We start from the raw sequence: 26,977 nt of genomic DNA, 5'->3' as shown, positions 1-26,977 counted from the left end.
GGTAAGATTTTTGATCCTTTTTTCAGCACTAAACCTATTGGTCAAGGAACTGGATTGGGTCTGACGAGTGCGTATCAAATTATTGTTCAAGAGCATCATGGGGAATTCGAGTGTACGTCATATGACGGATAATTTGCTTGTAGTTTTGGTGTTTGATATAGTTTCCGTTCTTGAATTCCTAGCGCTCTTGAATGCCGTGACTTTTACCAATCACCCAATGACGGCGGAAAAATCGGGCGAGGGAGGTTTCTTCTAGAGACAGGTATATGGGGCGACCATGGGGGCAGGTGTGGGGGTTGCGGGTTCTTTGCCACTGATCTAGGATGTCTTGCATTTCGGGTAATGTCAGGGGTGTACCGTTGCGGATGGCACTGCGGCAGGCTGTGGCAACTTGAGCGGTTTCTAGGTCTCCTCCGGCGGCGAGTTCCCGCAGAGCTTCGGCGCAATCGTCCCGTTGTTGGAGCAGTTGGGGAGCATTGCGGATGGCGTGGAGACCTTCGCCAAAGGGGTCTACATCTAAACCGATACGGGTGAGTTGTTCGATGTGTTTGGGGGTGAGGTGGTTGAGGATGATGGGGGGGTCGAGGGGGACTAACTGCCAGCGATCGCACAATTGCTCGTATAAAATACGCTCATGGGCAATGTGTTGCTCGACTAACCAGAGTCCTCCTGGATGCTCGGCGACGATGTAAGTTTGGCGAATTTGAGCGACTGCTTTGAGGGCTAAGGGCGTGGGGGCGTTGGTTTTGGGCGCGACTTGATAGGAACCGGACTTTTCGGAGGCTCTGAGCAGTTGCCCGACTCGCTGTTGATGGACGGCTTGGGTGAGAGTAATATCACTGAGTTTTAGGGAATCATAAATTATCGCTTGTACGGATTCTTGCAAGGGTTTGAGGGGATGGAGATAGATTTGAGATTTAGCGGGGTGACGGTTCCAGTCGATGCGATCGCAGGATAGGTGCAAATGGAGGAAACAGACGGGGTAGCGCTTGTTGGGGACAGTGCGACTCATGGCGGCGATCGCCGTATTTTCCAGTTCGGGACATTGCACCAAACGCCCATTAACAGCAATTTTAACCCAATCGGGTTTACCCCGATGACAGCGATCGGGTAAGCCTAAGACCAATTCTAAACTATCTAATTCTGGATTAAACCCCTCTTGCCCTAACTCAAGTTGCTGAAAACACAGATCATTCACTTTTACATCCCGGAGCAGTTGGGGCAAAATTGATTGGGCATTTTTCCCTGGGCTGATGGTAAACCAGGGTTGACTCTCTTGGCTGACTTTCCAGGAAATATGGGGATGACAGAGGGCAATATTTTGAATCAGGGTTTGAATGGCTCGCAGTTGTTGGGGAGGAGAGGGAAACCCTTGGCGACGCAATGCCCAAGTTTCAAACAGATGGGAAACTTCTACGATTGTACCAGGGGCGATCGCCACGGCATCAATGAGATCCGGTTCCCCCAAGGCGTTATACTGAACGCGCCATCCTTCCCCTGCACTGCCCCGACTCCAAATTTCCAGTTGGGAAAGTTGGGCTAAACTATGGAGCGCTTCACCGCGAAAGCCTAAACTGGTAATGCGATCGAGGTCAGTGATGGTATGAATTTTACTGGTAGTATGGGATCTTGCCGCTTGAATGAGATCTTCTCGATTCATACCTTGACCATTATCCGCCACTCTCACCCGCCAGTGTTGTGGCCAAATCTCAATTTCCAAGCGTGTCGCCCCCGCATCGAGGGCATTTTCCACTAATTCTCGAACCACGGCGGCGATCGAGTCAATCACCTCACCCGCAGCGATCCGATGTACCACATCTGGCGGTAAAGATTGGATAGTAGAGACAGGAGAATCGATAATGGATCAGGAATCTAAACACCTTCCCTATTTTCGCATATGGCGCTACGGGCTGGAATGGCGGGTAATATCAAGTCCGTTGAATTAATTACATTAAGCGAAGTTATCAATCACCTCATCCACAATTTCATCAATCATGGGTAGTTGACTCTGGATAATCATTTCATATCAAGTCCGTTGAAATAGTTGTCATTGCGACCGCAGGGAAGCAATCGCTAAGATTGGGGGATTTTGCGATTGCTTCATTCCACTTTCGGCTGTCGCCGACATGTTCATGTCGCGAAGCGAAACGTTCCATTCACAATGACTTATCTGAATAAGACTGTACTCCGTTACAGCGCAAAGCGCTGTATTCTAAACTCTTGAGACTCTTAATTTTTTCCTCCAGTTCTAAAAAAAACTGATATTCTCCCATCCACTCGACATATTCTATGTCTCCACCTTCCATATCTTCTGCTGCAAGTGTATCCTGGAACTGGCTCGATCCGGTTCCCCCATTTTTAAGGGGGGTTAGGGGGGATCGCTGTTGATATTTCTCTTCAAAATAATCCAGCCGCTTTCTGGCAAGTCTTTGGCTGTTTTCTAACCTGCATAGTTCGGCGGCGATCGCCTTTTTAACCAGTTCTGTCACTTCCTCTGGTTTGTCAGTTTTGAAAATAATTTCTGCCATCTGGTCACCTCTTCATGCTTTCCTCATCTGGTGAAATATAGCTAGTCTAAATGAGTTGTGCAACAGGAAATGCCCTCTCCCTTTCATGTCCGCTTTGCGGAAAATCCCTCTCCCGTGGGAGAGGGACTTTTTCCCCCTTCTCCTGCGGGAGAAGGGGGCAGGGGGATGAGGGGCAGCCATTACATAACTCATTTAGGTTTGCTATAGTGTCACTGCGATCGCACGGAAGCCATCGCCAAGAGTCCGAGATGATCGAGATTGCTTCATTCCACTGCGTTACATTCGCAATGACATCCTGTGAATTTCTGTATCCTCGGTCACTTTTTAGCAAGAATTAGGGGACGGCAGGCAGGCTATTCCTCACTGTTCATTGTTCATTGTTTCGGCTCCTCGCCGACATGAACATTGTTCACATGGCAGGTAATGAAATCCGCAAACGTAGGAATACCGTACCGATGAGATTGATAAGAAATAATTATGAATGCTGGGAAACCCTTATGTGCTAGAGTCTAGAGAAGAGAAAAGGGTAACCCACGAATCCCAATACCACCACAACCCACCCCCCAGACCCACCCGATCGGCAGGTAAATGACCTTGTAGTGCGTTTGTAGTAAAGGTGTAATCACTGTAGTTTAACCATGAACCGTTTTTACGCCAGCCGACGCGATCGCCCAATTTCTTAAAAGTACCGTAATCATATGCTCCTAGCTTTCCTCCCAAGTCAAGCCAAATCTGTTTTTGCACGCTAAACCCAAATCGACCTTTGCTATATTTCACCCATAACTGGTCAATGGTTCTCAAGTCAGTGCGGGGAAAGTTTTTCAAATCTGCCTCACGAAACCACCCCTCTTTTTCCCGTTTCACCGCTTCCAGCATCCTGCGGTAGGTTTCCTCATCCGCATCTTTCCATCTCTGCTGCTGCAACAGTCTCTGCAAGCGAGTATAGTCCACCCCCCGCTCTGACCTTAAATCATCCCCCAGTTGAGGAGCAGGAGACGGAGAACCCACCCAAGGCAACCATGACCAGTCCCATCCCTTGTTCCTCGGAACATAAGTCGGAGGTAGTACATTGACTTTGAGTGTCTTCGTAAGACTCTCAGAAAAACAGGGTAACTCCAACCACTTTTGTATCGACTGGGGACGGTTTTGTGGTTCCAAGGCCATTCCCCAGACAATGGCATCATTCAAGTTGGAACTAATGGCTTGATGATTTTTGGGATCAATCAAAGGAAGCTTATCCAGTCTGTCGCTACAAGGAGTTGGCAACTGTCCCGTCACGGCATAATAGAAACCTGCTGCTAACGTATAGATATCGACGGTTACTTTCCGCTTGCCTAAAAATTGCTCGTAAGGCGCAAACGCTGGATTTCCCCTTTGAAAAGAAATCGAGCTGGGGGGACAATCTCCAGCAATGCCAAAATCAATTAATACTGGGGTTCCATCCCGTCGCATCATAATATTCATGGGCGTAGCATCGAAATGGACTAACCCGGTTTTGTGGATGTGGCTTAACGCACTGCCAATTTGCTGAATATAGCGGATAGCTTCCTGTTCCGGGAGTGCCCCCCGACGCTGCACCAGAGTGTATAAACTTTCCCCCTCGATAAACTCCATCACCAAACAGGGACTCTGCTCATCCGGCTCAGTGAAAAAGTCATGCACCTGCACAATGTGAGGATGGGGTTTTAAGCCTGCTAGGGTTTGCGCCTCTTTGCGGAAGCGCTGCACAAACCCAGCATAGTTGGCATCATGACGAAATTTTGTCCTTGGCGTTTTAATCACGCGAGTGACGGGGAGATGGCGGTGTTTGGCTTTGTAGGTAATGCCAAACCCGCCTTCACCCAGGACTTTGTTAATCTCGTACTTGCGGTCGATAACTTTTCCCTTTTGCCAATCCATGTTCTTGTACAAACGCCAGCTTTCCCTATTATGCTACATATCATAGGGTGGGCGCGTTTAGATCAGCCATTGGTGGGAATCAGAAGCCGGGTTTCTCCAAGAAACCCGGCTTCTTGGAGACTAGGGTTCCTGGCTTAAATTATCGTAGGGTGGGCAGGGCAAGAGCTGTCGAAGTTGAATACGCGGCATTCTCCTGCCCACCTTACCCCCATCCTAGTCAAGGTTTTTCCGCCAAACCTTGCCCAGGTTTTCCACATTAACCAATCTTGAAATTTCGAGCAGACTAATTAGAGATGATGTTATGCGATCGCCAGCTTCACCTCTGGTGGGCTGATTTAAATCCGTTTATGCCACAATTGGCCAAGTTGAGATCCTATCTCTCTGTCGATGAATTGGAGCGATCGCAGCGTTTTCACTTTGACGAGCATCGGCGGTACTTCATTCTGGCGCGAGGTGTGTTACGCTCTTTATTGGCACAGTATTTAAACTGCCATCCCTCCGACCTTCAGTTTACCTATTCTCAGCGCGGTAAACCCGCCTTAGCCCTACCCCAATCTGAGTTAAATTTTAATGTCTCTCACTCCAAAAACTATGCCCTGTATGGCTTTGCTCTCAATGCTCCCCTTGGCGTAGATATTGAAGCGATTCGCCCCCTAACAGACTTAGAGGGTTTAGCCAAACGTTTCTTTTTACCTTCTGAATATCAGCATATTCAACAAACCCCTATTGCACAACAACCCTATACCTTTTTTCGCTATTGGACGTACAAAGAAGCTTACTTAAAAGCTATGGGGGAAGGATTAGCGGGACTCGAACAAGCCGAAATTCAATTAACGGAAACTGGGGCACAAGTGAGCGATCGCGCTTGGTCATTATATCCCTTAAGCCCTCCCCCTGGTACAGTGGCGGCGGTGGCTGTTGAGGGACAAAACTGGCAGGTTGTTCTGGAGCAATTAACAATTAACAATGGGTATCTGTAGCGAAAAATTTTTCGCCCCTACAACCATGTCTCATTGCTCCCCTAGGTCCTAACAGATGCTGCGATCGCGATCACCCTTTCCTGAGATGCATTTCACACTCAATTTGTCAAGCCTTTGAAACAATAAGATAGATAACGTCGTCATCCTGTGGCCGTTGTCAACCCTGTCCGATGAAAGGAGGTTCAATCCATGATCCAAGGACAAGTTGTACTCATAACTGGAGCATCACGAGGCATTGGGCGAGCGATCGCTTTAGAGCTTGCTGCCCAAGGAGTGAAACGTTTACTCCTGGTTGCCCGCGATTCTCAGCGCCTGCAACAAATGGTTGAAATACTCCAACAGCAGTATCCTCAAGTCGAATCTGTACCCCTAGCCGTTGATATGACAGATGGTCAAGCCTTAGATGGGGCGATCGCCAGAGCTTGGCGGGACTATGGCCCCATTGATCTGCTGATCAACAACGCTGGAGTTGCCCACCAAGGGGACTTTCTAGCCACCAACCCCCGTAAAATCGAAGAAGAAATCAACGTCAATCTCCTGGGAACCTTCCGCATTACCCGCTTAATTGCCAAACGCATGGTATCCCGTTCCCAGGGGACTATTGTCAACGTATCGAGTCTCATGGGTAAAGTTGCCGCTCCCACCTACGCCACTTACTCCGCCACCAAATTCGCTCTCGTCGGCTTTACCCAAGCCCTCCGCCAAGAACTCGCCCCCAAAGGCGTGCGCGTTGTCGCCCTGCTGCCATCCCTCACCGACACCGACATGGTGCGGAATACGGAAAAATTCCGTTGGGTAGCCACCGATAGCGTCGAAATGGTTGCCAAATCTCTAGTCGCGGGTTTACGCGATCGAGATGATGAAATTGTCGTCGGATGGCAAGGAAAAGTCGCCTCCCTCATGGGGCGCTTCTTCCCGCAAGTGATGCAAAAGGTCGTTTCCTTAGCAGCTCCCGATCGTAACATCTTACCGTTGCGATCGCCTGCTGAGAGCGATCGAGCCGCTTAATCATCAGAATCGGGAGATGGGAACACCTTTGTTCCTATCTCCCTCACGCCACTTTAAAGAACACACTTACCCATGACCAGCTCTGAGTGCTAATCTAAACAAGAGTCTCAAAAGGGTAATTATGACTCGTTTTATTCATGACCAATTTGCTAAACAATATCTCCGAGAACTGCTCAAACCCTTTGGAGAAGTTGAAACCAGTTTAGATGTAGTCTCAGAAGTTCGGCAAATTGATGTATTTTTTGTCCCGTTTTCTCCCCATCCAGGAGGAATAGAGCAACTGGGATTACTAGGAGAACTCATCCCATCTGCTACCGTATTTGAACCCTTTCGCAATCCAGTCAAACCCGAAGAAATCCGCAGTTGCTTAGGGAAAAGTTGGGATTTAGAAGCTGAACTCAGGCGCAAAGCCAACCGAGAAGATACGGAAGTGTGCGATCGCGATATTGCCCAATTATGGATTTTATCCCCCACCGCTTCTGAAAACCTCTTAAGGAGCTTTGCCGCTTTTCCCCAACGAGAGCATCATCCCCCAGGGATTTATCCCTTTGCATCAGGGTTCAAAGCGGGAATTATTGTGATTCATCAACTCTCCAAGATCCCAGAAACCTTGTGGTTACGACTTTTGGGAAAAGGGAAAGTGCAAAAAGAGGCAATTTCTGAGCTTAAGGATCTGCCCGAAGTTCATCCCTTTCGAGGAAAAACGCTAGAATTACTCTATGGGTTACTCATGATTTTAGAAAAACGTCAAGATTTAGATGAGAGCGATCGGGAGTTGATGATGGAACTATCAACTATTTATTTGCAACAGTTAGAAACGGCTAATCAACAAGGGATTCAGCAAGGACTTCAACAGGGCGTTCAGCAAGGACTTCAACAAGGGGTTCAGCAAGGACAGCGCCTGATGATTGAGAGCATGTTGCAAGTCAAATTTGGAGAAATTGACGATCAATTAGCGCAAATGATTGATCCTCTCATTGAATTATCGCCTTTAGAGAGAACCCAAGCCATTCTGAACTTATCGCGGCAGGAGTTACTCGATCGCTTCAATCAGACTTGATACAGCACTTGGCGCGGTAATGAAGTATTGCCATCATTCAAAATCTAGGGAGCAAGATGCTCCCACTCCAGTCATATCAAGTCCGATTGTTCATGTCCGCGAAGCGGAAATACCATAATTAAAAATTTAGGGAGCGAGACGCTCCCACTCCAGTAATATCAAGGGATTAGAGGAGTGCGGGCATCTTGCCCGCTTCTTCACCCTTTATCCGGACTTGATATCATATCAAAGAATTCGAGGAGTGCGGGCATCTTGCCCGCTTCTTAACAAATTTTCATGTCCGCTTGCGGAAACCGGACTTGATATGATATTATTCCCATCCGATTAAAACCGCTTGCGGAACTCAAATTGAAGGCGACTATCGGTTCGGCGTTGTCCTGACTCTTCACCCCCTAAATCAGTAGCTGCACGCAACACTAAATCGTCACTCAAACGATAGCGGAACCGGAGGCGCACCGGATCGCTGGCGGTTAAAGTTTTACCCAAAGAAGCAGAAAACTGATTGGTAATATCTAAAGTCGCTTCTCCTGCTAAACCAATCGCCCCTCGGCGCGATCGATCTTCCACCGGATACAGTCGCAACTCAGTCAACCCTAGAGCATCCCCTAAAGTCGTTTGCAGATTAGATAAAACCGTCGATCCAGCAATATTCACCAGTGCCAAAGTTGTATTGCCGCCCCCCCCAATAGTATTCAAGAAACCACCCCCAATCAGGGCAATAATTTCCGAACGACTGCGTACTGGAGAACTGGTTAATTCTAAGTTATTCTCTAACTGAGATGCGGGCCCAGTTACCGTTGCCTGAATGCGTAACGTTTCCGTCTCATTATTATCCAAAGGTGGCGTATCATCAATTTCATTTTGTCCCCAGAATACAACGTCTGGTTGCCGACTGCCTTTAACCTCAGAAATAGAGGCTTCCAGATGTAAATTTAGATCGGGATCTAAACCTTGACTGGGCAGAAATCTTGCTTTATTCTCCTGTTCGCGATCTACACGGAATTGGGTAGAAATAATGTTAATAAATCCCCGATTAATATCTATCACCCCATCGGCAAGGATATCATCAATTGGCCCATTAACTGTTAGGGTTCCTTCCCCGCGAATATCGACAAAACCGGGTTGTAGAATGGCTATCCCATCGGTTAAATCAATCTTAAAGCCATTAAAGACTGGAAGCAAGGGATTAGAAGAAGAAGCGGCATCAGCTTGATCGGTTTTTTGGAGTTTTGTAGCTTCGGCGGGAAAGATCTTACCTTCGGTGAGGATAATATTGCCTTTAATCACCGGCTCTAAGGCTGCTCCAGCAATTTCAATAGTGCCATTTACGCCTCCATTATAGATATCTTGGAAGTTAAAATCAATTTCTTGTAACTCAATTTTCAGGGGGAGAGCTGCTTCTTCTTCAGATAAATTTAAATCTGGATCGGAAAGGGGAATTAAGCCCGATACTTGTACTTTTCCTCGACTAAAATCTCCGGTGAGGTTCTCGATATAGACTTTTTCACCGTTAAACTTAACTACACCATTGACATTACTCAAAGGTTCTGCAAGAGTTTGAGATTGCAGGGTGGCATCAGCAATAGTGGCTTCTCCAACCGCGATGGGATTATCTACAGTTCCGGAAACTTTGATATTGACGTTTCCTTTACCTGCGACCCAATTAAGTTGTTGACGAGTGAGAACATTTAAGATTCCTAAACCTTCATTTTCTAGGTTTAGGTCTAACTGAATTTCTTGGGAAATGGGAGAAACTGAACCAAAGGGGAGGGGACTGGGGATGCTACCGGTTAGCGTTACGGGAGATTCTCCTGTGACTAAGAGCTTGCCCCCAAATCGTAAGCGTCCATCAGATAGGGAAAAGTTACCGGTGGCTTCTTGAATTGACTCTTCATTTAATGTGCCTTCTGATAAGCCTAATTGGCCAATGACTTGAGGATTTTGTAGGCTTCCTCCTAAAAGAGTTGCTGTGGTATTGATTTTTCCAGTTAAATCGACGGGTAAATCGGGAATAAATTGCTGAATTAAGTCTACGGGAACATTTTCAACTTTGAGCTGACCGGATTGTTGTTCTCCTCCTACTTGTCCAGAAAATGTGATTAATCCTTCGCTGGATTCAATGCGAACGGGAAGTAAGGTGAGGACATTATCTTTTAGATTGCCTTTAACAATAATGGGGTTAAAACTATATTTCCCCCAGATCCAGTTTTGACCCAATAAATCGATGTTGGCTGAGAGTCCTTGTTTGAGGGAACCGGAGACTTTAATATTGCCATCAAATGCGCCTTGCAATTGGGCGAGAGCAGGGATGGGGAAGCGATCGCGATCTTGTTGTCGTAAATCCTGTAATCTGAGGATTTCGGAGAAGCGACGCAACTGCTCTTCTAGGGTTCTCTCGCCTTCATCAAAGGTCAAAGTGCCTAAATCTGCGGCTGTTCCGATGGCAGGTGCGAAGCCTTGGGCAATATCTTCTAGGTCAAAAATCTGCAAGACTTGCAGGATATCTTGTATGCTACCTTGGGCAATTTTGACATCGGCTTCAAATTGGGGATCGCTCAGATCGGTTAGATTTACAGCTCCTTGCAAATTATATTCACTCTCACCAATTTTGAGCTGAGTATCGGTTAATTGTCCTTGACCTCCACCATAGTTTAATTTCGCGGTGAGTAACTCACCCTTCACTGTGCCAATCGAGGGTTGATCGATTTGAATTTCTCCTTGGGCAATAATCGCCATCGGATCGAAGATTTTGGGGAAACTGAGGTTAAAGTTACCCGAAACTTTACCGGAGATTGGCCCTAAAGGATTGGCTGTAGGAATCAGATTGACCAAATCTAGGGGAAATTGGGCGATATTGACCTTAAAGTTGGTTAAATCTGAGCCTTCAGAAGCTGGGGTTTGTTGTCCGGTGGCGATCGCCTCCCCAATCTTAAACGTAAATGACTCTGGCATAAATGTGGGGCCAAGAACTGCGGAAATTTCGTCTGATTCTCCTTTGAGGGCGATCGCCGCTCCCTGACTGGGTGTAAATTGAATTGGCCCCTCGATCACTGGATCGAAGGCAATTTGATTGACGATCGCATTCCGCAAGCGCATTTTCCCTTCTAGATTCGGCTGTAATCCTGTTCCGGCAATACGTCCAGCAAAATCTACTAAGCCTTGCACCACCACACCATCAGGGAGGGTAAAGGGGAGGGCGGCTAAATTTAAATCTGCAACTTCGGCATTGAAATTATACCGAGAAGCCATTAAATCCTGGAAATTGGGCACAATTTGACCGGCAACTTGCAGTCCAGATGCTCTGGGGGCCAAGGTTGTAGGGGCGGGTTTACCCAGATCTGGGTTGGAAGACCCAAAATTCTGTAAACCCGCCCCTACGGAGGGCTGGGAAGACGAAGGAACCACTACCGAACCTGCCCCAGCGATAATATCCAAAGAACGACCATTCCAGACCATGCGAGAGAGAAACGGCCCTTGCTCTAAGATGGGCAACTTAGAGAGTAAAACTTCTGCTGTGGCTCGTATAGCTGTTGGATCGAAATTATCCAACCGTCCCCCCGCAACCATCTGTCCTGCTCCTGTCAGCCTTTGGAACTCAGGCGGTAGGGCTAAACCCAACTGGTCTAACTCCACCTGTTCGGCATTCATTTTCGCTTGCCATTGGCCTTGTTGGGCGATCGCCTCTACATTAACGACACTATTACCCACATTCACCAATCCTTGGGCTTGGGCAAAAACACTATTGATCAGAGTATCGGGGGACAGGTTCTCTAAGCGCCCCTGGGCATTAGCAACCCCACTAAAGGATAAACTGGGCACATCGGCTGGGACTTGGGCAGATAGCTGGTCAACCTTCACCCCATCAGCTCGTACAGAAGCTTTCCATTCTCCATTGAGGGTTTGGGCGATCGCATTCACTCGACCACCGGCAATATCTAAATCGGCTTTTGCTTCTGCTGTAATGGCCTCTGGTGATAAGTTATTGACATTTCCTTTTAAGTTCACGGTTGCGGTTAGGGGCGTTTGCAGGATGGTCTGTTCTCTAGCGGCTAACTGCAACTGGGGAGACAAGCGCGTGGCTTGCACTTGGTTAATGTCTAGGGCGGCTTCCCATTGTCCACCTTCTAATCTTCCGCCACCTCTAATGATGCCTCCAGCTAAATTCAGAGTGCCTTGCAATCGTCCTTGAAATGCCGATAGATTCGGGTTATCGGCGGGGCCAACCATTTCCACGACTCCGGTAAAGGGTGCAGTTTCTCCAAAGGGGAGTTGAAATTGCTCTGGGGGTACAAATTGCTCCAGTTCGCTGCGAAATTGCCCCAATTGCACATTATTGGCTTGCACTAAGCTGGCAATTTGGTTATTCTGCAAACGCCCGGATACATTCACCAGTCCTCCGGCTATATTTAACTGTCCTTCGGCGATCGCCTCTACTCGATTCGGACTAAAGTTTTCTAGAGGGACAATCATCCGCGCCCCCCCGCTAAATGGTACAGCCAGTTGCGGAGGAACCAGGGGAGAGAGGCTTGCTAATTGGACGTTTTCTGCGCGAATTTCGGTTTGCAGTTGTAAGGGGATTTTGGGTGTTGATGGTGTTGCAGATTCACCCGTAGGGGCGGGTTCACCTGTCGTTTCGTCTTCCAACCCAGATGGTGCAGAACCCGCCCTTACACCCGCCCCTACGGTGTCAGTTCCTAGATCTAAACCGACCAGACGGGAAACAGCTTGCACTTGGCCGCCAGCGAGATCGGTTTGGGCGATCGCCTGTAAATCATTGAGGGGGCCCATGAGGCGCATTTTAGGCGACACTGTACCTAGGGTAATATTACTCGGTAGTTGGTAGAGTTGGGCGATCGCATCGATAGGGACATTTTGCCCTTGCGCCTCAAAGACTAAAAAGGGTTGTTGGGAGTTAGGATTAGCTGTTTCTGTGGATGCAGTTCCCGGTAATTCTGGCCCCATGACTTCTTGAGGTTCACCCATGGGTAATTGCAACTCTCCCTGTCCTAGAATTTCACCCCCCAAGGTAGGAACTAATTTCAGGCCTTGAACGGCGATCGTCGAATTAGCATAAGCAAATTGGGTGCTAATTTCGGCAAATTCCAGGCGATCGATTTGGGTCGGTTGCGTCGTTTGAAACAATCCGATCAGCAACGGTTGCTCAAACGGCCCCTGCAACTTCGCCTTAACTTCAAATTCTCCGGTTGCTTGTACCGGCAATTGAGTCTTAATGGTTTTCTCTAAGGTTTCAAACGTTACCGGCGCTAAAGAGGCAACTACCTCAATTCCCTGTTGCAGATGAATGCCCCCTTCTAGGGTGATCGGAAGGGTATCTGCATAGAGAATTGAGCCTTCTTCCACCAACACCAATTGATCTTGGAATTGTAGAGTCGCTTTCCCTTCGGAGAGATAGAGGGGAACTTGAGTAATATCAAATTGAGCCGTTTCTGTGCTTTCTGGAGGCAGTTGCGGTTGTTTATTCTCTTCTGGCTGAGGTGCTGGTAAAGTATACTGTCCAGCCACTTCACTGACGAAGAGCGTCCCATTAATCAAAGAGGCTTGAATATCTTGCAGATTAATCTGTCCATTGAGATTGCCATTCACTTTACCGCCCATTAATGCTACTTCTGGGGGTAAATTGGGCACTAAGTTAGTCAGGGGAATCAGGTCTAAATTTTGCGATCGCACCTGCACCCTCACCCGTTGCTCCTGCTGCAAAAATTCTCCCTTGGCTTGCACCTCTCCCGGACTGCTATCCTGAGCCACAGTTGCATCAAAGCGAATTCGATTATACTCATCGAAAAAGTCAGCAGTGGCGCGAATCGGCTTAAACGTCACGCTATGTTCAAGACTCGCCCCTTCTCCTTTCCAGGGAACCAACTCCACCGTAGCATCTTGCACCCCAGCCTTAATCACATTAATTTTAAATTGCCCTTCTTTTGGCTCTTCCTGGGTAATGTCCAGATTCAGCCATTGACGCTCTGCATCCTCTTCTAAATAAACTTGGGGATTAATTAAGGTCAGATCCAGATTAATCTCATTGTCAATCACATCAATGGGATTAAACTTCACTTCTACTGCTTCTACCGTAGCATTGTCGCGATCGCTCGCAGTTGCGGGCAGTCCAGAACGGCCAAAGCGGATACTATTAAATGAGACTCTCTCTACCGGGCCAATTTCCAGAGGACGGTTGAGGCTTTTAGTCAAAGCTTGAGCCACCATCGGGCCAAGTCCCCGATTCACCCAATACCAACCATAGCCTGCTCCAGCCACCAAGAGCAGCACCACGCCTCCTAAAGCCAAGCCAACCCAACGTCGCCATCCTCCAGATTCTTCCTCTTCTTCCCATTGCTCGTCTTGATCTTCAGCATCCATAGCTTCAAGATCCGATTCTGGCAGTTGATTGGGATCGTTATTGCTCGTCATAGCCTCACACCGTTCTGAAATACTCACACCTGTCTCGATCATGCCATAGTTGTCTAGGGAATAGGCAATAGGAGATCTTCGTGTTCCCCATCTCCCCATCTCCCCATCTCCCCATCTCCCCTATCCCCCCATTCCCTAACTGCTATAAGATAAGGGAAAATATTAAATTTAGGAGCATTCACTTTTAGTAGCTTATGCGAGTTTATGTTTTATTGTTTAATGTTGGCACGGAAAATGAGGGGATTCACACTATTCGGGTTCCCCACCCCGATCCTAGGGAAGTGCGAAATAAGGTTTTAATCTTTGAAGTGGAGGATGATGCCACTCGGTTTGCTTTACAGTTGGAGGCTCAGGATTTTCCTTCTCCTACGGTAGAGGGAATTGATGAGGAGGAGATTAAGGCATTTTGTGCAGACGCAGATTTAGATTTCGAGTGGATCGGTGAGGGTAAGCTGGTGATTCCTCCAGATAGTAATGTGGATTCTTTGGACTGGAGTGAGGAAGAGTCTGATGTACCGAGTGCTGAGGAGTCTGAGTCGGATATGAGTTCGGAGGAACTCGATCGCATTCGCAAGAATTTGGAAGGATTGTTATAAGACTATGGAAAATCGGGGTCATCTGTTAACGGAGCAAATTAATCCTCAAAGTTTGACGCTGGATGAACTGGGGACGGTGGAGTTGGTGGAGCTGTTTAACCGGGAGGATGCCCAAACGGTGGCGGCTTGTTCCCAGGCGAAGGAACAGTTAGCTGAAGCGATTGACCGGACGGCGATCGCCCTTCAAGATGGGGGACGGTTGTTTTATGTAGGGGCGGGAACGAGCGGCCGCTTGGGGGTGCTGGATGCGGCTGAATGTCCGCCTACGTTCTGTTCTGACCCAAAGATGGTACAGGGGATTTTAGCCGGGGGTGAAGCGGCTTTAGTCCGCAGTTCTGAGGGCTTAGAGGACAGGTTTGAGGACGGGGTGCAGGTGATTGAGCAGTATCAGGTGACCTCAAAGGATGTGGTGGTGGGCATTACGGCTGGCGGCACAACGCCCTATGTTCAGGGGGCGTTACAGGGGGCGAAAGCGCAGGGTGCAACGACGATTTTTATGGCTTGCGTGCCAGTGGAGCAAGTTTCGGTAGCAGTGGATGTGGACATTCGCTTGTTAGTGGGGCCGGAAGTTTTGGCGGGTTCGACGCGCTTAAAGGCGGGAACGGCGACGAAAATGGCGCTGAATATTTTGTCTACTGGGGTGATGGTGAGGTTGGGTAAGGTGTATGGGAACCGGATGGTGGATGTGGCGGTGACGAATACGAAGTTACGCGATCGCGCTTTACGCATTTTAGAGGATTTAACGGAGTTGGGGCGATCGCAATGCGAGCAACTGTTAGATCAGAGCGGACAACGGGTTAAGGTAGCTTTACTGATGGCTTGGACAGGATGCGAGGCTCCAATGGCTCAAGAGTATTTGGATCAAAACCACGGAAATCTGCGATCGGCTTTGGCTGCATATTCTACCCGCGAGTAGAATATGCTTTAGTAAAAAATTCTGTTAATTGGTTAAGCGCTCACTATTGTTGCTTGCCCTTTTGTTGCCTGCTCTAAAACAGCTAAAACTGAGGGTACTAAAGGCTGGAGATCTACTAAACGATTAGATGTTGCTTGCAACACAATTACTGCAATGTCAAACTGTGGTAAATTCTGCTGAAATGGCAAATTGCGATCCACTGTAAGAAAAACATCAAACTCTATTTCCGCAAGGGAAAGGAGCTGACCATTTTTTATTCCAGACCATCCCATCTGAGGGACAGTGATGATCTCGTGATTAACGAACTCTCGTGCCAGTTTACGATCGATACATTCGTCTAACAGAATTCTCATCTTAGGCAACCTGACCAACCAGTTGTTTTCCCGCTTCTTCAAGAACCTGAATCACTTGCTCTTTAGTTACTGTGGGAAATCCATCTAAAAAGTCATTAATGGATTCACCTGCTTTGAGATAATCCCAAAGCGTTTGCACCGGAACCCTAGTGCCTGCAAACACTGGCGTTCCACTCATGATATCAGGGGATATAGTAATCAGTGAGCTATCTTTAAGCATTAGTCTGGCATCTCCCATAGTCTAAACTCTGTTATTTTATCAATGTATACCTGAGAATCTTGACATTAAAGATTATTTTGTGCCATAATCCAAGGCAAGAATATCCATAAGTGTTCGTCTCATGGGTATTACCTCCGATTCTCAGGTTAGTGCAAGTCCAGTATTCTGGCCTAGCATGGATCTGAATAAGGAATGAGTCCTTCAGATAACTGGTAGTTCAGCAGACTGGATCTGCACTGGTTTGAGGCTCGAAGGTAGTAAGTTTGAGACGTTTACTAAGGTGTCATAGAAAAACTGTCGCTTATTCACTTAAGCGCGTCTTTTCGTTGCACGCGATATTCCAATTGTAGTTATTGGAATAATCAACTATGAATTCCAAACAAAAGAAAAAGCAAAAGTTACTTGAAGAATATGGTAGTCGATGTTGGTGGTGTGGACGTGAATTTCCACGCGAACAATTGACCATGGATCATCTAAAACCCAAAAGTAAAGGAGGTTCTAACTCTTTAGAAAATCTGCGTCTTACCTGTTTTTCCTGCAATAATCAACGAGGAAATAGCCTTTTTCCTCCCCAATCTTTTAGGGAAAAAGTGAGGTAGTCTACTTTTGTCGTAGGGGCAGGTTTGAAACCTGCCCCTACTTTAATATATAGTATAATAGAGGATGAAGATAAGTTATCAAAAAAATATTTATGACATTGGATATAGATCATCAAGAGATGAATTCAAAACAAAGAAAAAATCCAATGATGTTTAAAGATGAAAAACTTCTGGATCGTGCCTTAACCCATCGTTCTTATGTGAATGAAAATCCTGGATCTATAGGACACAATGAACGTTTAGAATTTCTCGGTGATGCGATTTTGACGTTTATCAGTGGTCAATATCTCTATCAGCGCTATCCGGAAATGGGAGAAGATGAAATGACCAGACGGCGCTCTGCTTTAGTGGATCAAAAACAATTGGCTAGATTTGCAGTTGAAGTGGGTATAGCTTTCAAAATGCGTCTAAGTCAAGGGTTAATTAAAGAAGGCGGATATCAAAATCCTAATTTACTCAGTAGTACCTTTGAAGCTATTGTTGGGGCTTACTATTTAGATTGCGATCAAAATATGGAAAAAGTCCGTCCTGTAATCGAAGAACTGTTTGATTCTGTGCCTCAAGAGGAAATGATTGCTCGTTCCAACATTGACTCAAAAAATCGATTACAGGAATTAGTCCAAGCGAAGGGAGCCAAAACTCCTCCCAAATATGTGACTAAAAAAATCGGCGGCATGGATCATGCTCCAGAATTCATGTCTACAGTTTTTATTAATGATAAAGCCTGGGGTAGAGGCAAAGGACGCAGTAAAAAAGATGCAGAAAAGGAAGCGGCTACTTATGCCCTAAAAAAGTTGAAGGAAAAGGGAATTATATAATTCATCTTTCATTTTAGGCTATAATTTTAGATACCATCTGTTTTAAGGCTCATGATTACTCAGACTTCAGAAACACAAGAGATGATTATTCGCACAGAGCGTGGATTAACCCTTAAAGGCAGCCGAATTACGCTGTATGATATTTTGGATTTTCTAAAGCTAGAGTATCCACCGAAATTAATCCGCGATAAGTTTAACTTGAGTCAGGAACAAATCGATGGCGCTTTGTCTTATCTGGAATGTTATCGCGATGAAGTCGAAGCCGAGTATCAGGAAGTGCTGAAAACTAGAGAAGAAATTCGTCAATACTGGGAAGAGCGAAATCGAGAGTATTTTGCGCGAATATCTGCCCATTCTCGCGCACCTGGTAAGGAACATTTATGGAAAAAACTTGAGGAGCAAAAAGCCAAACATTAATCTGAAAAATAATGAAATTTTTGGTCGATTACAATTGGGATAGCTATGAGGAGTGCGAGCATCTTGCTCGCTGGTTTCTCTAGCATCTTGCTCGCTGGTTTCTCTAGCATCTTGCTCGCTGGTTTCTCTAGCATCTCGCTCGCTGGTTTCTCTAGCATCTTGCTCGCTGGTTTCTCTAGCATCTTGCTCGCTGGTTTCTCTAGCATCTTGCTCGCTGGTTTCTCTAGCATCTCGCTCGCTGGTTTCTCTAGCGAGCGAGACGTTTGTCCTGCGGACACGCTACGCTACGCATTCCTAAAGCACCAAATTAGCTGAAACAATCCACTACGGATAGATGTAATGCGTAAGTCTTGATGATAAGTTTACGGTCAACTATCAACACGCCCCTCTCCACTGGTATAATTACCTTCAGCTATCCCTTGGCTTTCTGGGCTAAGGTATGGCATTCTGTTTCATCTGCAATTCCTCTATGATGTCTGCCATATCCAACAATTCCCTCACATTCTTGATCTTACTGATTGCCCTGGGCATCTTGTTTTGGGGCTTTCAACGCGCTCGTCCCTATGGTAGGTTGGGAATCCTGGCTTGGTTGCAGTCCGTGGTGCTGATGGTTCCCTGGTTGTTGTTTTTTGGGCTGTTTTCCCTGGGAATTTATCTCAACCTGGCGGGAATTTTGTTTTTGCTGCTAGGTTCAACGGCGATTTATATTTTCTTGGGTAGGCAGTTGCGAGTATCGGGACAGGATGAGCTGTTGCGTCAACAGGTGGCAGAGCGCCTAAAACAGAGGGAGGAGCAAGACCAAGCGTTTGCTGCTCAGACGGGAGAAATGCCTTCGATGGTGTCTTCAGAACCCATGGGTATCCCCGCAGAGGAGTTGAACCAGATTAAGGAAATTTTTGGCATCGATACTTATTTTTTGACGGAAACCTTGCCGTATCAGGAAGGGGCGATTTTTAAGGGGAATTTACGGGGTGACCCGGATATGGCCTATGAGAAGCTTTCGGAGCGGTTAAAGGAGCGGGTGGGCGATCGCTATCGGTTATTCTTAGTGATAGGGCCGGATAATAAGCCTGTGGCGATCGTACTGCCCCAAAGCCAAGACCCCCAACCCCTCAACTTGGGGCAAAAGGCCTTAGCAGCAGGGTTAGGACTTGCCACCATTGCCACCAGTTTAGAAGCGGGGGGCATTTTTCAAGGCTTTGACTGGTTCAGCGAATGGTCAAGATGGCCGGAAGCCATGCCGATCGCCATTGGTCTGTGGGTGATATTATTAGCCCATGAGTTGGGCCATCGCTGGATGGCGCAAAAATACCAAGTTCGCCTCAGTTTCCCTTTTTTCCTCCCCACCTGGCAAGTCGGTTCCTTTGGCGCAATTACCCGGTTTGAATCTATCTTACCCAACCGTAGCGTCCTGTTTGATATTGCCTTCGCGGGGCCAGCAGCAGGGGGTTTATTATCCCTATTTCTGTTAATTTTGGGTTTATCTTTATCCCATCCCGGTAGTCTATTTCAAATTCCCTCCCAATTTTTCCAAGGCTCAGTTTTAGTGGGAACTTTAGCACGGGGAATTTTAGGGGATGTGCTGCAAAATTCCTTGGTGGATGTGCATCCTTTAACCTTGATGGGATGGTTAGGTTTAGTTCTCAGTGCCATTAACCTGATGCCTGCGGGTCAATTGGATGGGGGGCGCATGGTACAAGCGATTTACGGACGCAAAATTGCCGGAATTACGACCATCGCCACTTTAATTGTGTTGGGGTTTGCCTCTTTTGTGACTCCTTTGGCATTGTATTGGGTGATCGTTATTTTAGTCCTACAACGGGATCTAGAACGACCCAGTTCCAATGAAATTACAGAACCCAATGATGCTCGCGCTGCTCTAGCTCTTTTAGCTCTATTTTTAATGATTGCTACCCTCATGCCTTTAACCCCCAGTTTAGCCGGGCGCTTGGGCATTGGGTGATAGGAAGATGGGGAAATGGGGGGATTTAATCACAGGATTAAAAGTTGATTATTCTAAAAACACTGAAACGGCTTGATTGACTATGCAAATTCGGGACTACTTCAATTTTCTTGCCCCTGATGATATCCGCATCAAGGGCAGTCGCATCGGTATCGAAAGCGTTCTTTACGAGTATATTTACCGCGCCAAAACTGCCGAAGAAATTGCCCAACAATTTGAAACCATTACCCTAGAAGAGGTTTATGCCACTATTCTTTACTATTTACACCACAAAGAAGAGGTGAGTGCTTACTTGGCAGATTGGCTAGAGTTTTGTCGTCAACAACGAGAAGCGCAACAACAGAATCCTTCTCCTGCACGACAGAGATTTCGACAATTGAAAGCAAAAGCCGAAGTTAGAATTCTAATGTCTTGACCCAATTCCTAAACATTTGCAGGGCTTGACTACTCCCCGATACTTTACTTTCCTCGACAGATTGATTTACCCATTTAATAATGGGAATGTTGGGAAATGTGGGACTTTGCTCTGAGGTAATATACTGTCCACCTTGTAAGAGATGAATTTCTAATCCATTGGAGGAATAGCGCCAGAGTTCTAGTACCCCTAAACGTTGATAATGTTCTAAGCGAGTTCGAGAAGTCAGATCGATTTCTATGGCTAAATCAGGAGGGGGGTCAAGGGTCAAATCGAGTCGCTCTTTGCCAATAATTGCTGCTTGATTTTGAATATAAAAACAGGCATCCGGTTCAACTGCTTGAGTCATTTGGGCATTTTTTAAGGTGGTTGACCCTAACGATTCATAATTTCTCCCCTGTTCGTTCAGTAGGATTTTGACCATATCGCCAATGATTTCTTTGGCTTTTTCATGTTCTGGGAGAGGAACCATTATTTCTAATAACCCATGACTATAAGACAGCCTGACAGCAGGATGTTCGCCAAATTCAGTTAAAAAGTGGTCTAATTGCTGCCAGCTCACATTGTTTAGCAAGATTTGCTGGCCAGCTTGGATTTTGAGGGGGTTGAATTCTAACAACATTAGATAAAAAAGGTGTTAGATTAAATGATAATATTATAATATATCCTTTTTGAAGAGTCAATCATAGATTTTATTTCTGTAGAATCCCTAACTTTCTTCAATTAACCTCTAACTCATGAAAAGTCTACTAATTACAGGAACGGATACGGAAACGGGCAAAAGTGTCTTAACGACAGCCCTGATTGCTTATTGGCAAACCTACTATAAAGACCGCTCCCTGGGGGTGATGAAACCGATTCAATCTGGGGTGGGAGATCTGGAACTTTATCTCGATTTATTCACCCTCGACCAGTCTCCAGAATCGATTACTCCTCTCTATCTGCAAACCCCTGTAGCCCCTCCGATCGCCGCAGAAGTGGAGAATAGAATCATTGACCTTGCCCCTATATGGCAGGCGTTTACTAGGCTTCAGGAGAGCAAAGAGTGGGTGCTGGTGGAAGGTTTGGGGGGTCTGGGTTCGCCGATTACCCATGAGTTGGTCATTGCCGACTTAGCGAGAGATTGGAAATTACCGACGGTGTTGGTGGTTCCGGTGAAGTTGGGGGCGATCGCCCAAACCGTCGCTAATGTTGCCCTCGCTCGTCAATATCGCGTCCCCCTGATCGGACTGGTACTCAACTGCACCCGTCCCTGCACCCCCACGGAACAGGAACACTGGGCCCCCATTGACCTGATCGAGTCCCTGACGCAAATGCCGATTCTGGGCACACTCCCCTACTTAGACAACCCCAGAGATGTCAAGAAACTGACTCAAGCAGCCGCTAATCTTGACTTAGAGCGACTTTTTAATCCGTTAAAAATTGCGGCTCCTATGGCCCATTTATGAGGATTCTTCCTCGGTCAACAGTTGCTCAATAAACTGATAGAGAACCGAGGGATGTTCGCTCTCTAAAATCTGTTCTTTCAGCACTCTTAAGCCTTTTGCTAGAGGTTCGGCTTGATGCTGATAATTGGTATTGGCGCTGAGTAAATCCTCAAAAACCTGTTGTTCAATCTCTTCCCGTTTGGGGGGTTCTCCACCTTTGGGAAAGGGACTTTCATATTCAGTTCCGGTGACTTCATATTTGAGCAAGAAAATCAGGGCTTCACTTTTTTGATGTAATTTTTGCCGTAATTGACGGACATTAATATCTAAGCGGTTAAAGCCCAATTGTCCCTCAATTCGCAACTCCACGATCGCCCCCCTCATCTGGTCTTTTTCCTTACTCACCTTCTCCACCGCCACTTCTTCGACCTCCTCTTGCGTTTGCTCCTTATTCACCTTTAACTTAAGACGGATAATCGGTCGCTGATAATAATCTCGCTTTAATTCGGCGTTAATTTCCCCATTCTCTAGAGTGACTAAATACACTCCCCTAGGGTTTTGATCTTGTCCCTCAGCAATACTATTAGCTTCTGTAGAGCCAGGATTAAAAATCCATCCTTCGGCCGTATACTGTTTATGAATATGACCCAAAGCCAAGTAATCAATTCCCGCATCCTTGAGCGGTTGTAACTCCTCATATTTGAGTGCCCCCGAATAGCGAGAAATTTGTCCTTCTAAACCATGATGAAATAACATGATCTGATAAGTCGGGGGAGTGGGCAACTTTTGAATTGACTCTGCCAACTGAAGAATCGCTTTCGGAGCAGAAGCACCATACCAGCGAGATCCAATCACCCTCACATCACAAGGCAGATCGATATAACCTCCCTGTCGTGTTTCCGGAGTCCAGCGATCGTAGGTTTGTTGGGCATTGGGTTCGAGTAAAATCAGTAACCCACTATCAGACAGATAGCGCAGCCAACTGGTTCTAGTGCCGTAGGGGAGATTATCATGATTCCCTTCGATCGCCAAAACCGGAATATTCGCCCTTTGCAGCAATTCTAGACCAATCTGAGCCTGGTTCAGGGTTGCCGGTAAAATCTGGCGATGCTCGAATAAGTCTCCGGCAATGATGACAAAATCCACCGATTCGGCGATCGCATATTTCTCCAGAGCATCCTGAAACGCAAAAAAGAAATCCTTCGTCCGCTCTGCATTCTCGTAGCGATCGAATCCCAAATGAACATCTGACAGGTGTAGAAATCGAGCCATACTTAAGGGTAAGAATTAAGATCAGCCTCTGCAAGATTCGACAAATATTGATGCTTCATCAGAGATGATGAATAATAGATAGCATTGAATATCACTATTAAAAAACAATGAAAATTTTAATGCTCTCTGTCACCTTTCCTTATCCTCCCACAGAAGGGAGAACACAGATGAGAACTTTTCATTTACTGCAATATTTAAGTCGAAATCATTCTATCACCCTAGTCACCCAACAGACGGAAGCAGTCAGTGATACAGACCTTGAAGCCTTACGCGAGTATGTCCATGAGTTAGTTGTCTTTCCCCGTCCTCCAGAACCCCCTTCTGGAAAGTTATCCACCTTGAAACGCTTCCAAGACTTCTTTCAACAGGGAACCCCTGCTCATGTGAAAGCGATTTTTTCCGAACCCATGCAAGAGTGGATAGATGGAGCGGTTGCTGCGGGAAGCTTTGATCTGATCGCCTGCGAGCATCGAGTCAATGAAATTTATGTGCGTCCAGAGTGGCAAAATCATTATGGAACCCTGGCGAATATTCATAACTCAGTGTATCGCACCCATAAAAATCAATTAGAAACCAAAACTTCGCCCAATCAAGTGCGAGATCAAATGAGTTTACCGTTATTGCGACAGTATGAAAAGCGCTATACCAGTAAGTTTCGCCATCTAGTGGTGATGACGGCTGAGGATAAACGGACTCTCCTGGAGATCAATTCAGAAAGCCGCATTAGTGTCATTGGCAATGGTGTGGATTTAAACTTGTTTTCTAAGCGTACTGAAGATCCGGGCGGCTATCAATTGGTGTTTATGGGAGCAATGGATGATCCCATCAATATTGATGCGGCCCAGTTTTTAAGTTTAGAAGTATTTCCTCAACTGCAAAATCGCTATCCAGAGGTCTCCCTGATGCTGGTTGGTGCTAGACCTGTAGGGGAAGTAAGCGCTCTGGGGGATAATCCAGGAATCACCGTTACAGGAGAAGTTCCTTCTCTGGTGGAATATTTGCAGAGCGCGACGGTTTGTGTGATTCCTATTCGTCAGGGTTTGGGAATGAAGAATAAGACCCTGGAAGCTATGGCTACGGGTATTCCACTGGTAGCGAGCGATCGCGCTTTGGAGGGTTTAGCGGTCGATGGGCCAGAAATTCCCCAACGGGCCCTGCGAGCGAATACCCTAGAAGATTATGTGGTTAATATTAGTCGTTTGTTTGAAAATCCGCCTTTAAGAAAAAAACTGTCCCGTAATGGGCGAGAGTTCATTGAACAGGAGTACACTTGGGAACGGGTAGGTATGCGTTATGAACAAGCGCTCCTTACTGCTACTCAAGGTTAATCTTAATCATAAAGATAGTCCGATTGATCTGCACTGAAAAGCTATGAATGAGGATACAGGAAGCGTATTTTCGGAAAGAGACCCTAGACGGCCTTCTTCCCTACAGGCCATCTTTGGCCTGATTGTGTTGATCTTGGGACTTAGTAGTGTAGTCGGTGGAGTCTGGATCGCGTTCAGATTGATGGTTAATCCAGATGCTCTCATTTGGGTGAATCAATATTTACCGAAAACGACCCAGTTGGGGGAAATGAATCGCCGGTCTCTGCAAACCTTAGATGAAATTGAGGAAAAACTGATTCAATCGGGTTACACTCCCGGTTATGCCTTGGAGATGAAGGTGGGCCCCTATAGAGATATCATGCTGCCGATTTTTGCCCATCGTCAGGGGTGTCAATCGGAGGCTCCCGGATCTCCGACTTGTCAGTATATCGATCAGTTAAGAGTTTATCGCTATATTAGCGATCCAGAGCCGTTTGAGCGGGAAAAACCGGTCTATCAGTTTATTAATCAATTGGAGATCGAGTCCCCAACAGAAGCATTGGTTCTCAAGCCTTTGAACTTAGAAACGGAACACTCGAATGAACCGCTACCGTTGACGGGTCTCAAGTGGAGTAATGGCGCTCTAGTCAATAGTGAGTCGGCCCAGTGGGTGAATTTGACGGGGACGGTGACGAGGGAGGGAAAAGAGATTCTCTATGGTCAGATGATTTATTACAATCCGAAAACTACCTATGTGTCGTCGTTTGCGAGTTGGACGAGTCCAGCCAATGAGTTGCCGGTGTGGTCGAAGCATCCGAAGTGGCCAAAACAGCCGTTTTTGACGGTGAATCAGACGGTGGGTTTAGAGCCTCGGTTTGAGATGTATCAACTACAGCCGAGGACGTTTTTACCGGCTCCTGTGGAGTTGCAACCGATTTCTCTGGATCGCTCTCTTTTAAAGGCTTCTGAATATACGGAGGCGATGCAGTTGGCAAAAAGTGGGTTATGGACTCCGGCAAAGGAACGGTTGCACGGTTTGTGGAATCAGCCGGGATGGTCGGTGGATATTCAAGGACAATGGGAGTTGATTAACCGTCATGCTTATTTGAGTGCCCATAATGGGAAGCAATCTTGGGCTTCTCCGAGTCAGCAAGTGTTAACGCGGATCGTTGATGGGCGCTGGGATGAGGCGTTGGAGATTTATAAGGCTTCGGAGAGTCGGGAGGAAATCGATCGCTTGTTGGCGACGGATAGGGGGGGGTTGTGGAATCGGATTAAGGGGGCGATCGCCGTTGATCCGGAGCAGAAGGCAGTTCTGACTTGGGGGGCGCTGTTACGACGGGCCCAGGATGGGCCGGAAGGGGCGATCGCCTGGCTGAAAGAACAGGGAGTTGAGGAGAATTTGGTGGATTTTTGATGAAAGCATTTGTGACGGGGGGAACGGGTTTTGTGGGGGCGAATTTGGTGCGATCGCTCCTCGACCAGAATTATCAAGTTCGCGCCTTAGTCCGTCCCCAGAGTTGTACGGATAATCTGCATGGACTCGATATAGAAACTGTGGTGGGGGATTTTCATACGCCCCATTTAAGTCAGCAGATGGCTGGATGTGACGTTCTGTTTCATTGTGGGGCGCTCTATTCCCTCTGGCAAAGAGATGCTAAAGCACTTTATCACGAGAATGTATTGGGGACACAAAAGATACTGGCGGCAGCTCGTGAGGCAGGGATTGAACGCACAGTTTATACCAGTTCTGTGGCAGCCATTGGTGTGGGAGACTCCCAAAAACCTGTTGATGAAACCCATCAAAGCCCCCTGAATAAACTGATTGGAGCTTACAAAAAATCCAAATATCTAGCAGAACAGGAAGCCCATAAAGCCGTTAAACTGGGACAAGATATTGTCATTGTTAATCCCAGTACGCCGATTGGCCCCTGGGATCGCAAACCGACTCCGACAGGGGATATTATCGTCCGGTTTCTGCGTAGGCAAATGCCTGCTTATGTAGATACGGGGTTAAATTTTATCGATGTGCGGGATGTGGCTCAGGGGCATATTTTGGCACTGGAAAAGGGGAAAAGAGGCGATCGCTATATCCTCGGAAATCAAAACCTCACCCTAAAAACCTTCCTCGAATATCTAGCAGAAATCACGGGTATTCCTGCACCCACCCAAACTGTTCCTCTATGGCTTCCTCTGACCGTTGCTTGGCTCGATGAAACCCTACTCGCACCCCTGGGTAAAGCGCCCTCTGTTCCCCTAGATGGGGTGCGTATGTCCCAACATCCGATGTACTATAGCGCTTCTAAAGCCGTCCGAGAATTGGGTTTACCTCAGTCGGATATTAAGGGTGCAATTCAGGATGCAGTAAAATGGTATGAACAATTAACAATTAAAAATTAACCATGATTGCAACAGTAGACCCTCCCCAAGCGATTAGCTTAGACCATTTTTTGACACTGCCAGAAACCAAACCTGCTCGTGAATATTTCAATGGAGAAATAACCCAAAAACCTATGCCTCAAGGAAAACATAGTATTTTACAGGTTGAACTTGCATCTTCTATTAATCAACAGGCAAAACCTAATAAGTTAGCTTATGCTTTAACTGAATTGCGCTGTACTTTTGCTGGGCACTCTATTGTCCCGGATATTGCGGTGATTCGCTGGGACAATTTGCCCAAGGATGAAGAGGGGGAAATTGCGAATCGTTTTGAGCGTCATCCAGATTGGATTATTGAAATTTTGTCACCGGATCAACCCATGACCTTAGTGAT

23 protein-coding genes are annotated in these 26,977 nt (G+C 46.7%); 15 read left to right on the top strand and 8 right to left on the bottom strand.

Annotation, left to right across the window (positions count from 1 at the left end):
- Positions 1–178: 178 nt before the first annotated feature.
- The 3 genes from mutL to PMG71_RS09660 form a co-directional block, all read right to left on the bottom strand.
- The gene (gene mutL, locus PMG71_RS09670) at positions 179–1,858 is read right to left on the bottom strand and encodes a DNA mismatch repair endonuclease MutL (protein ID WP_347179239.1); all 1,680 of its coding nucleotides are present in this window, start codon (positions 1,856–1,858) and stop codon (positions 179–181) included.
- Between the two features lie 298 nt (positions 1,859–2,156).
- Positions 2,157–2,528, bottom strand: coding sequence for a hypothetical protein (locus PMG71_RS09665; protein WP_283753463.1), 372 nt, complete (start codon positions 2,526–2,528; stop codon positions 2,157–2,159).
- Positions 2,529–3,023: 495 nt separating this feature from the next.
- On the bottom strand, positions 3,024–4,427 hold the full coding sequence (locus PMG71_RS09660) for a serine/threonine-protein kinase (protein WP_283753462.1): 1,404 nt from the start codon (positions 4,425–4,427) through the stop codon (positions 3,024–3,026).
- A gap of 293 nt (positions 4,428–4,720) precedes the next feature.
- On the opposite strand from PMG71_RS09660, the gene PMG71_RS09655 reads away from it, so the two are divergent.
- From PMG71_RS09655 to PMG71_RS09645, 3 genes are all read left to right on the top strand, one after another.
- The gene (locus PMG71_RS09655; protein ID WP_283753461.1) at positions 4,721–5,407 is read left to right on the top strand and encodes a 4'-phosphopantetheinyl transferase family protein; all 687 of its coding nucleotides are present in this window, start codon (positions 4,721–4,723) and stop codon (positions 5,405–5,407) included.
- A gap of 189 nt (positions 5,408–5,596) precedes the next feature.
- Positions 5,597–6,415 (top strand): SDR family NAD(P)-dependent oxidoreductase, encoded by an 819-nt coding sequence (locus PMG71_RS09650; RefSeq protein ID WP_283753460.1) that lies wholly within the window; start codon positions 5,597–5,599, stop codon positions 6,413–6,415.
- 121 nt (positions 6,416–6,536) lie between these two features.
- Positions 6,537–7,475, top strand: coding sequence for a hypothetical protein (locus tag PMG71_RS09645; protein WP_283753459.1), 939 nt, complete (start codon positions 6,537–6,539; stop codon positions 7,473–7,475).
- Positions 7,476–7,799: 324 nt separating this feature from the next.
- On the opposite strand, the gene PMG71_RS09640 is transcribed toward PMG71_RS09645, so the two are convergent.
- Positions 7,800–13,943 (bottom strand): translocation/assembly module TamB domain-containing protein, encoded by a 6,144-nt coding sequence (locus PMG71_RS09640; protein WP_283753458.1) that lies wholly within the window; start codon positions 13,941–13,943, stop codon positions 7,800–7,802.
- Between the two features lie 152 nt (positions 13,944–14,095).
- On the opposite strand from PMG71_RS09640, the gene PMG71_RS09635 reads away from it, so the two are divergent.
- Positions 14,096–14,497: a DUF3110 domain-containing protein gene (locus PMG71_RS09635; protein ID WP_283753457.1), complete on the top strand. Its 402-nt coding sequence runs from the start codon at positions 14,096–14,098 to the stop codon at positions 14,495–14,497.
- A gap of 4 nt (positions 14,498–14,501) precedes the next feature.
- Positions 14,502–15,413, top strand: coding sequence for an N-acetylmuramic acid 6-phosphate etherase (murQ, locus tag PMG71_RS09630; RefSeq protein ID WP_283753456.1), 912 nt, complete (start codon positions 14,502–14,504; stop codon positions 15,411–15,413).
- 32 nt (positions 15,414–15,445) lie between these two features.
- On the opposite strand, the gene PMG71_RS09625 is transcribed toward murQ, so the two are convergent.
- The gene (locus PMG71_RS09625; RefSeq protein ID WP_283753455.1) at positions 15,446–15,766 is read right to left on the bottom strand and encodes a DUF5615 family PIN-like protein; all 321 of its coding nucleotides are present in this window, start codon (positions 15,764–15,766) and stop codon (positions 15,446–15,448) included.
- Position 15,767: 1 nt separating this feature from the next.
- Positions 15,768–15,986, bottom strand: a complete 219-nt coding sequence (locus PMG71_RS09620) for a DUF433 domain-containing protein (RefSeq protein WP_283753454.1) — start codon at positions 15,984–15,986, stop codon at positions 15,768–15,770.
- Positions 15,987–16,354: 368 nt separating this feature from the next.
- Here PMG71_RS09620 and PMG71_RS09615 point away from each other — a divergent pair, with 368 nt between their 5' ends.
- The 5 genes from PMG71_RS09615 to PMG71_RS09595 all read left to right on the top strand — a co-directional run bounded on the left by PMG71_RS09615 (position 16,355) and on the right by PMG71_RS09595 (position 20,198).
- Entirely contained in the window at positions 16,355–16,585 is a 231-nt protein-coding gene (locus PMG71_RS09615) for an HNH endonuclease (protein ID WP_283753453.1), read from the top strand.
- A 146-nt stretch (positions 16,586–16,731) separates the two neighbouring features.
- A complete protein-coding gene (rnc, locus tag PMG71_RS09610) occupies positions 16,732–17,403 on the top strand; it encodes a ribonuclease III (protein ID WP_283753452.1) in 672 nt (223 codons plus the stop codon).
- A gap of 54 nt (positions 17,404–17,457) precedes the next feature.
- Positions 17,458–17,820, top strand: a complete 363-nt coding sequence (locus tag PMG71_RS09605) for a DUF433 domain-containing protein (protein WP_430541004.1) — start codon at positions 17,458–17,460, stop codon at positions 17,818–17,820.
- A gap of 472 nt (positions 17,821–18,292) precedes the next feature.
- On the top strand, positions 18,293–19,783 hold the full coding sequence (locus PMG71_RS09600) for a site-2 protease family protein (protein ID WP_347179238.1): 1,491 nt from the start codon (positions 18,293–18,295) through the stop codon (positions 19,781–19,783).
- Positions 19,784–19,865: 82 nt separating this feature from the next.
- Positions 19,866–20,198: a DUF433 domain-containing protein gene (locus tag PMG71_RS09595; protein ID WP_283753541.1), complete on the top strand. Its 333-nt coding sequence runs from the start codon at positions 19,866–19,868 to the stop codon at positions 20,196–20,198.
- Here the strand turns inward: PMG71_RS09595 and PMG71_RS09590 are convergent.
- Positions 20,179–20,820, bottom strand: a complete 642-nt coding sequence (locus PMG71_RS09590) for a Uma2 family endonuclease (RefSeq protein WP_283753449.1) — start codon at positions 20,818–20,820, stop codon at positions 20,179–20,181. The genes PMG71_RS09595 and PMG71_RS09590 overlap by 20 nt on opposite strands.
- A 115-nt stretch (positions 20,821–20,935) precedes the next feature.
- Between PMG71_RS09590 and bioD the strand changes: the two genes are divergently transcribed.
- Entirely contained in the window at positions 20,936–21,646 is a 711-nt protein-coding gene (gene bioD / locus PMG71_RS09585) for a dethiobiotin synthase (RefSeq protein WP_283753448.1), read from the top strand.
- Here the strand turns inward: bioD and PMG71_RS09580 are convergent.
- The gene (locus tag PMG71_RS09580; RefSeq protein ID WP_283753447.1) at positions 21,641–22,897 is read right to left on the bottom strand and encodes a metallophosphoesterase family protein; all 1,257 of its coding nucleotides are present in this window, start codon (positions 22,895–22,897) and stop codon (positions 21,641–21,643) included. The two genes, bioD and PMG71_RS09580, sit on opposite strands and share 6 nt — an antisense overlap.
- A 107-nt stretch (positions 22,898–23,004) precedes the next feature.
- Between PMG71_RS09580 and PMG71_RS09575 the strand changes: the two genes are divergently transcribed.
- The 4 genes from PMG71_RS09575 to PMG71_RS09560 all read left to right on the top strand — a co-directional run.
- The gene (locus PMG71_RS09575) at positions 23,005–24,225 is read left to right on the top strand and encodes a glycosyltransferase family 4 protein (protein WP_283753446.1); all 1,221 of its coding nucleotides are present in this window, start codon (positions 23,005–23,007) and stop codon (positions 24,223–24,225) included.
- A 43-nt stretch (positions 24,226–24,268) separates the two neighbouring features.
- A complete protein-coding gene (locus tag PMG71_RS09570) occupies positions 24,269–25,621 on the top strand; it encodes a hypothetical protein (RefSeq protein WP_283753445.1) in 1,353 nt (450 codons plus the stop codon).
- Entirely contained in the window at positions 25,621–26,604 is a 984-nt protein-coding gene (gene hpnA, locus PMG71_RS09565; RefSeq protein WP_283753444.1) for a hopanoid-associated sugar epimerase, read from the top strand. Before PMG71_RS09570 ends, hpnA begins: the two co-directional genes overlap by 1 nt.
- A gap of 2 nt (positions 26,605–26,606) precedes the next feature.
- On the top strand, positions 26,607–26,977 hold a 371-nt coding region (locus PMG71_RS09560; protein WP_283753443.1), incomplete at its 3' end, for a Uma2 family endonuclease.

This window comes from Roseofilum acuticapitatum BLCC-M154 (assembly GCF_030068475.1).
Taxonomy (GTDB): Bacteria; Cyanobacteriota; Cyanobacteriia; order Cyanobacteriales; family Desertifilaceae; genus Roseofilum; species Roseofilum acuticapitatum.
Note: the sequence above shows the minus strand (reverse complement) of the source record. Positions and strands in the feature narration are given on the sequence as shown.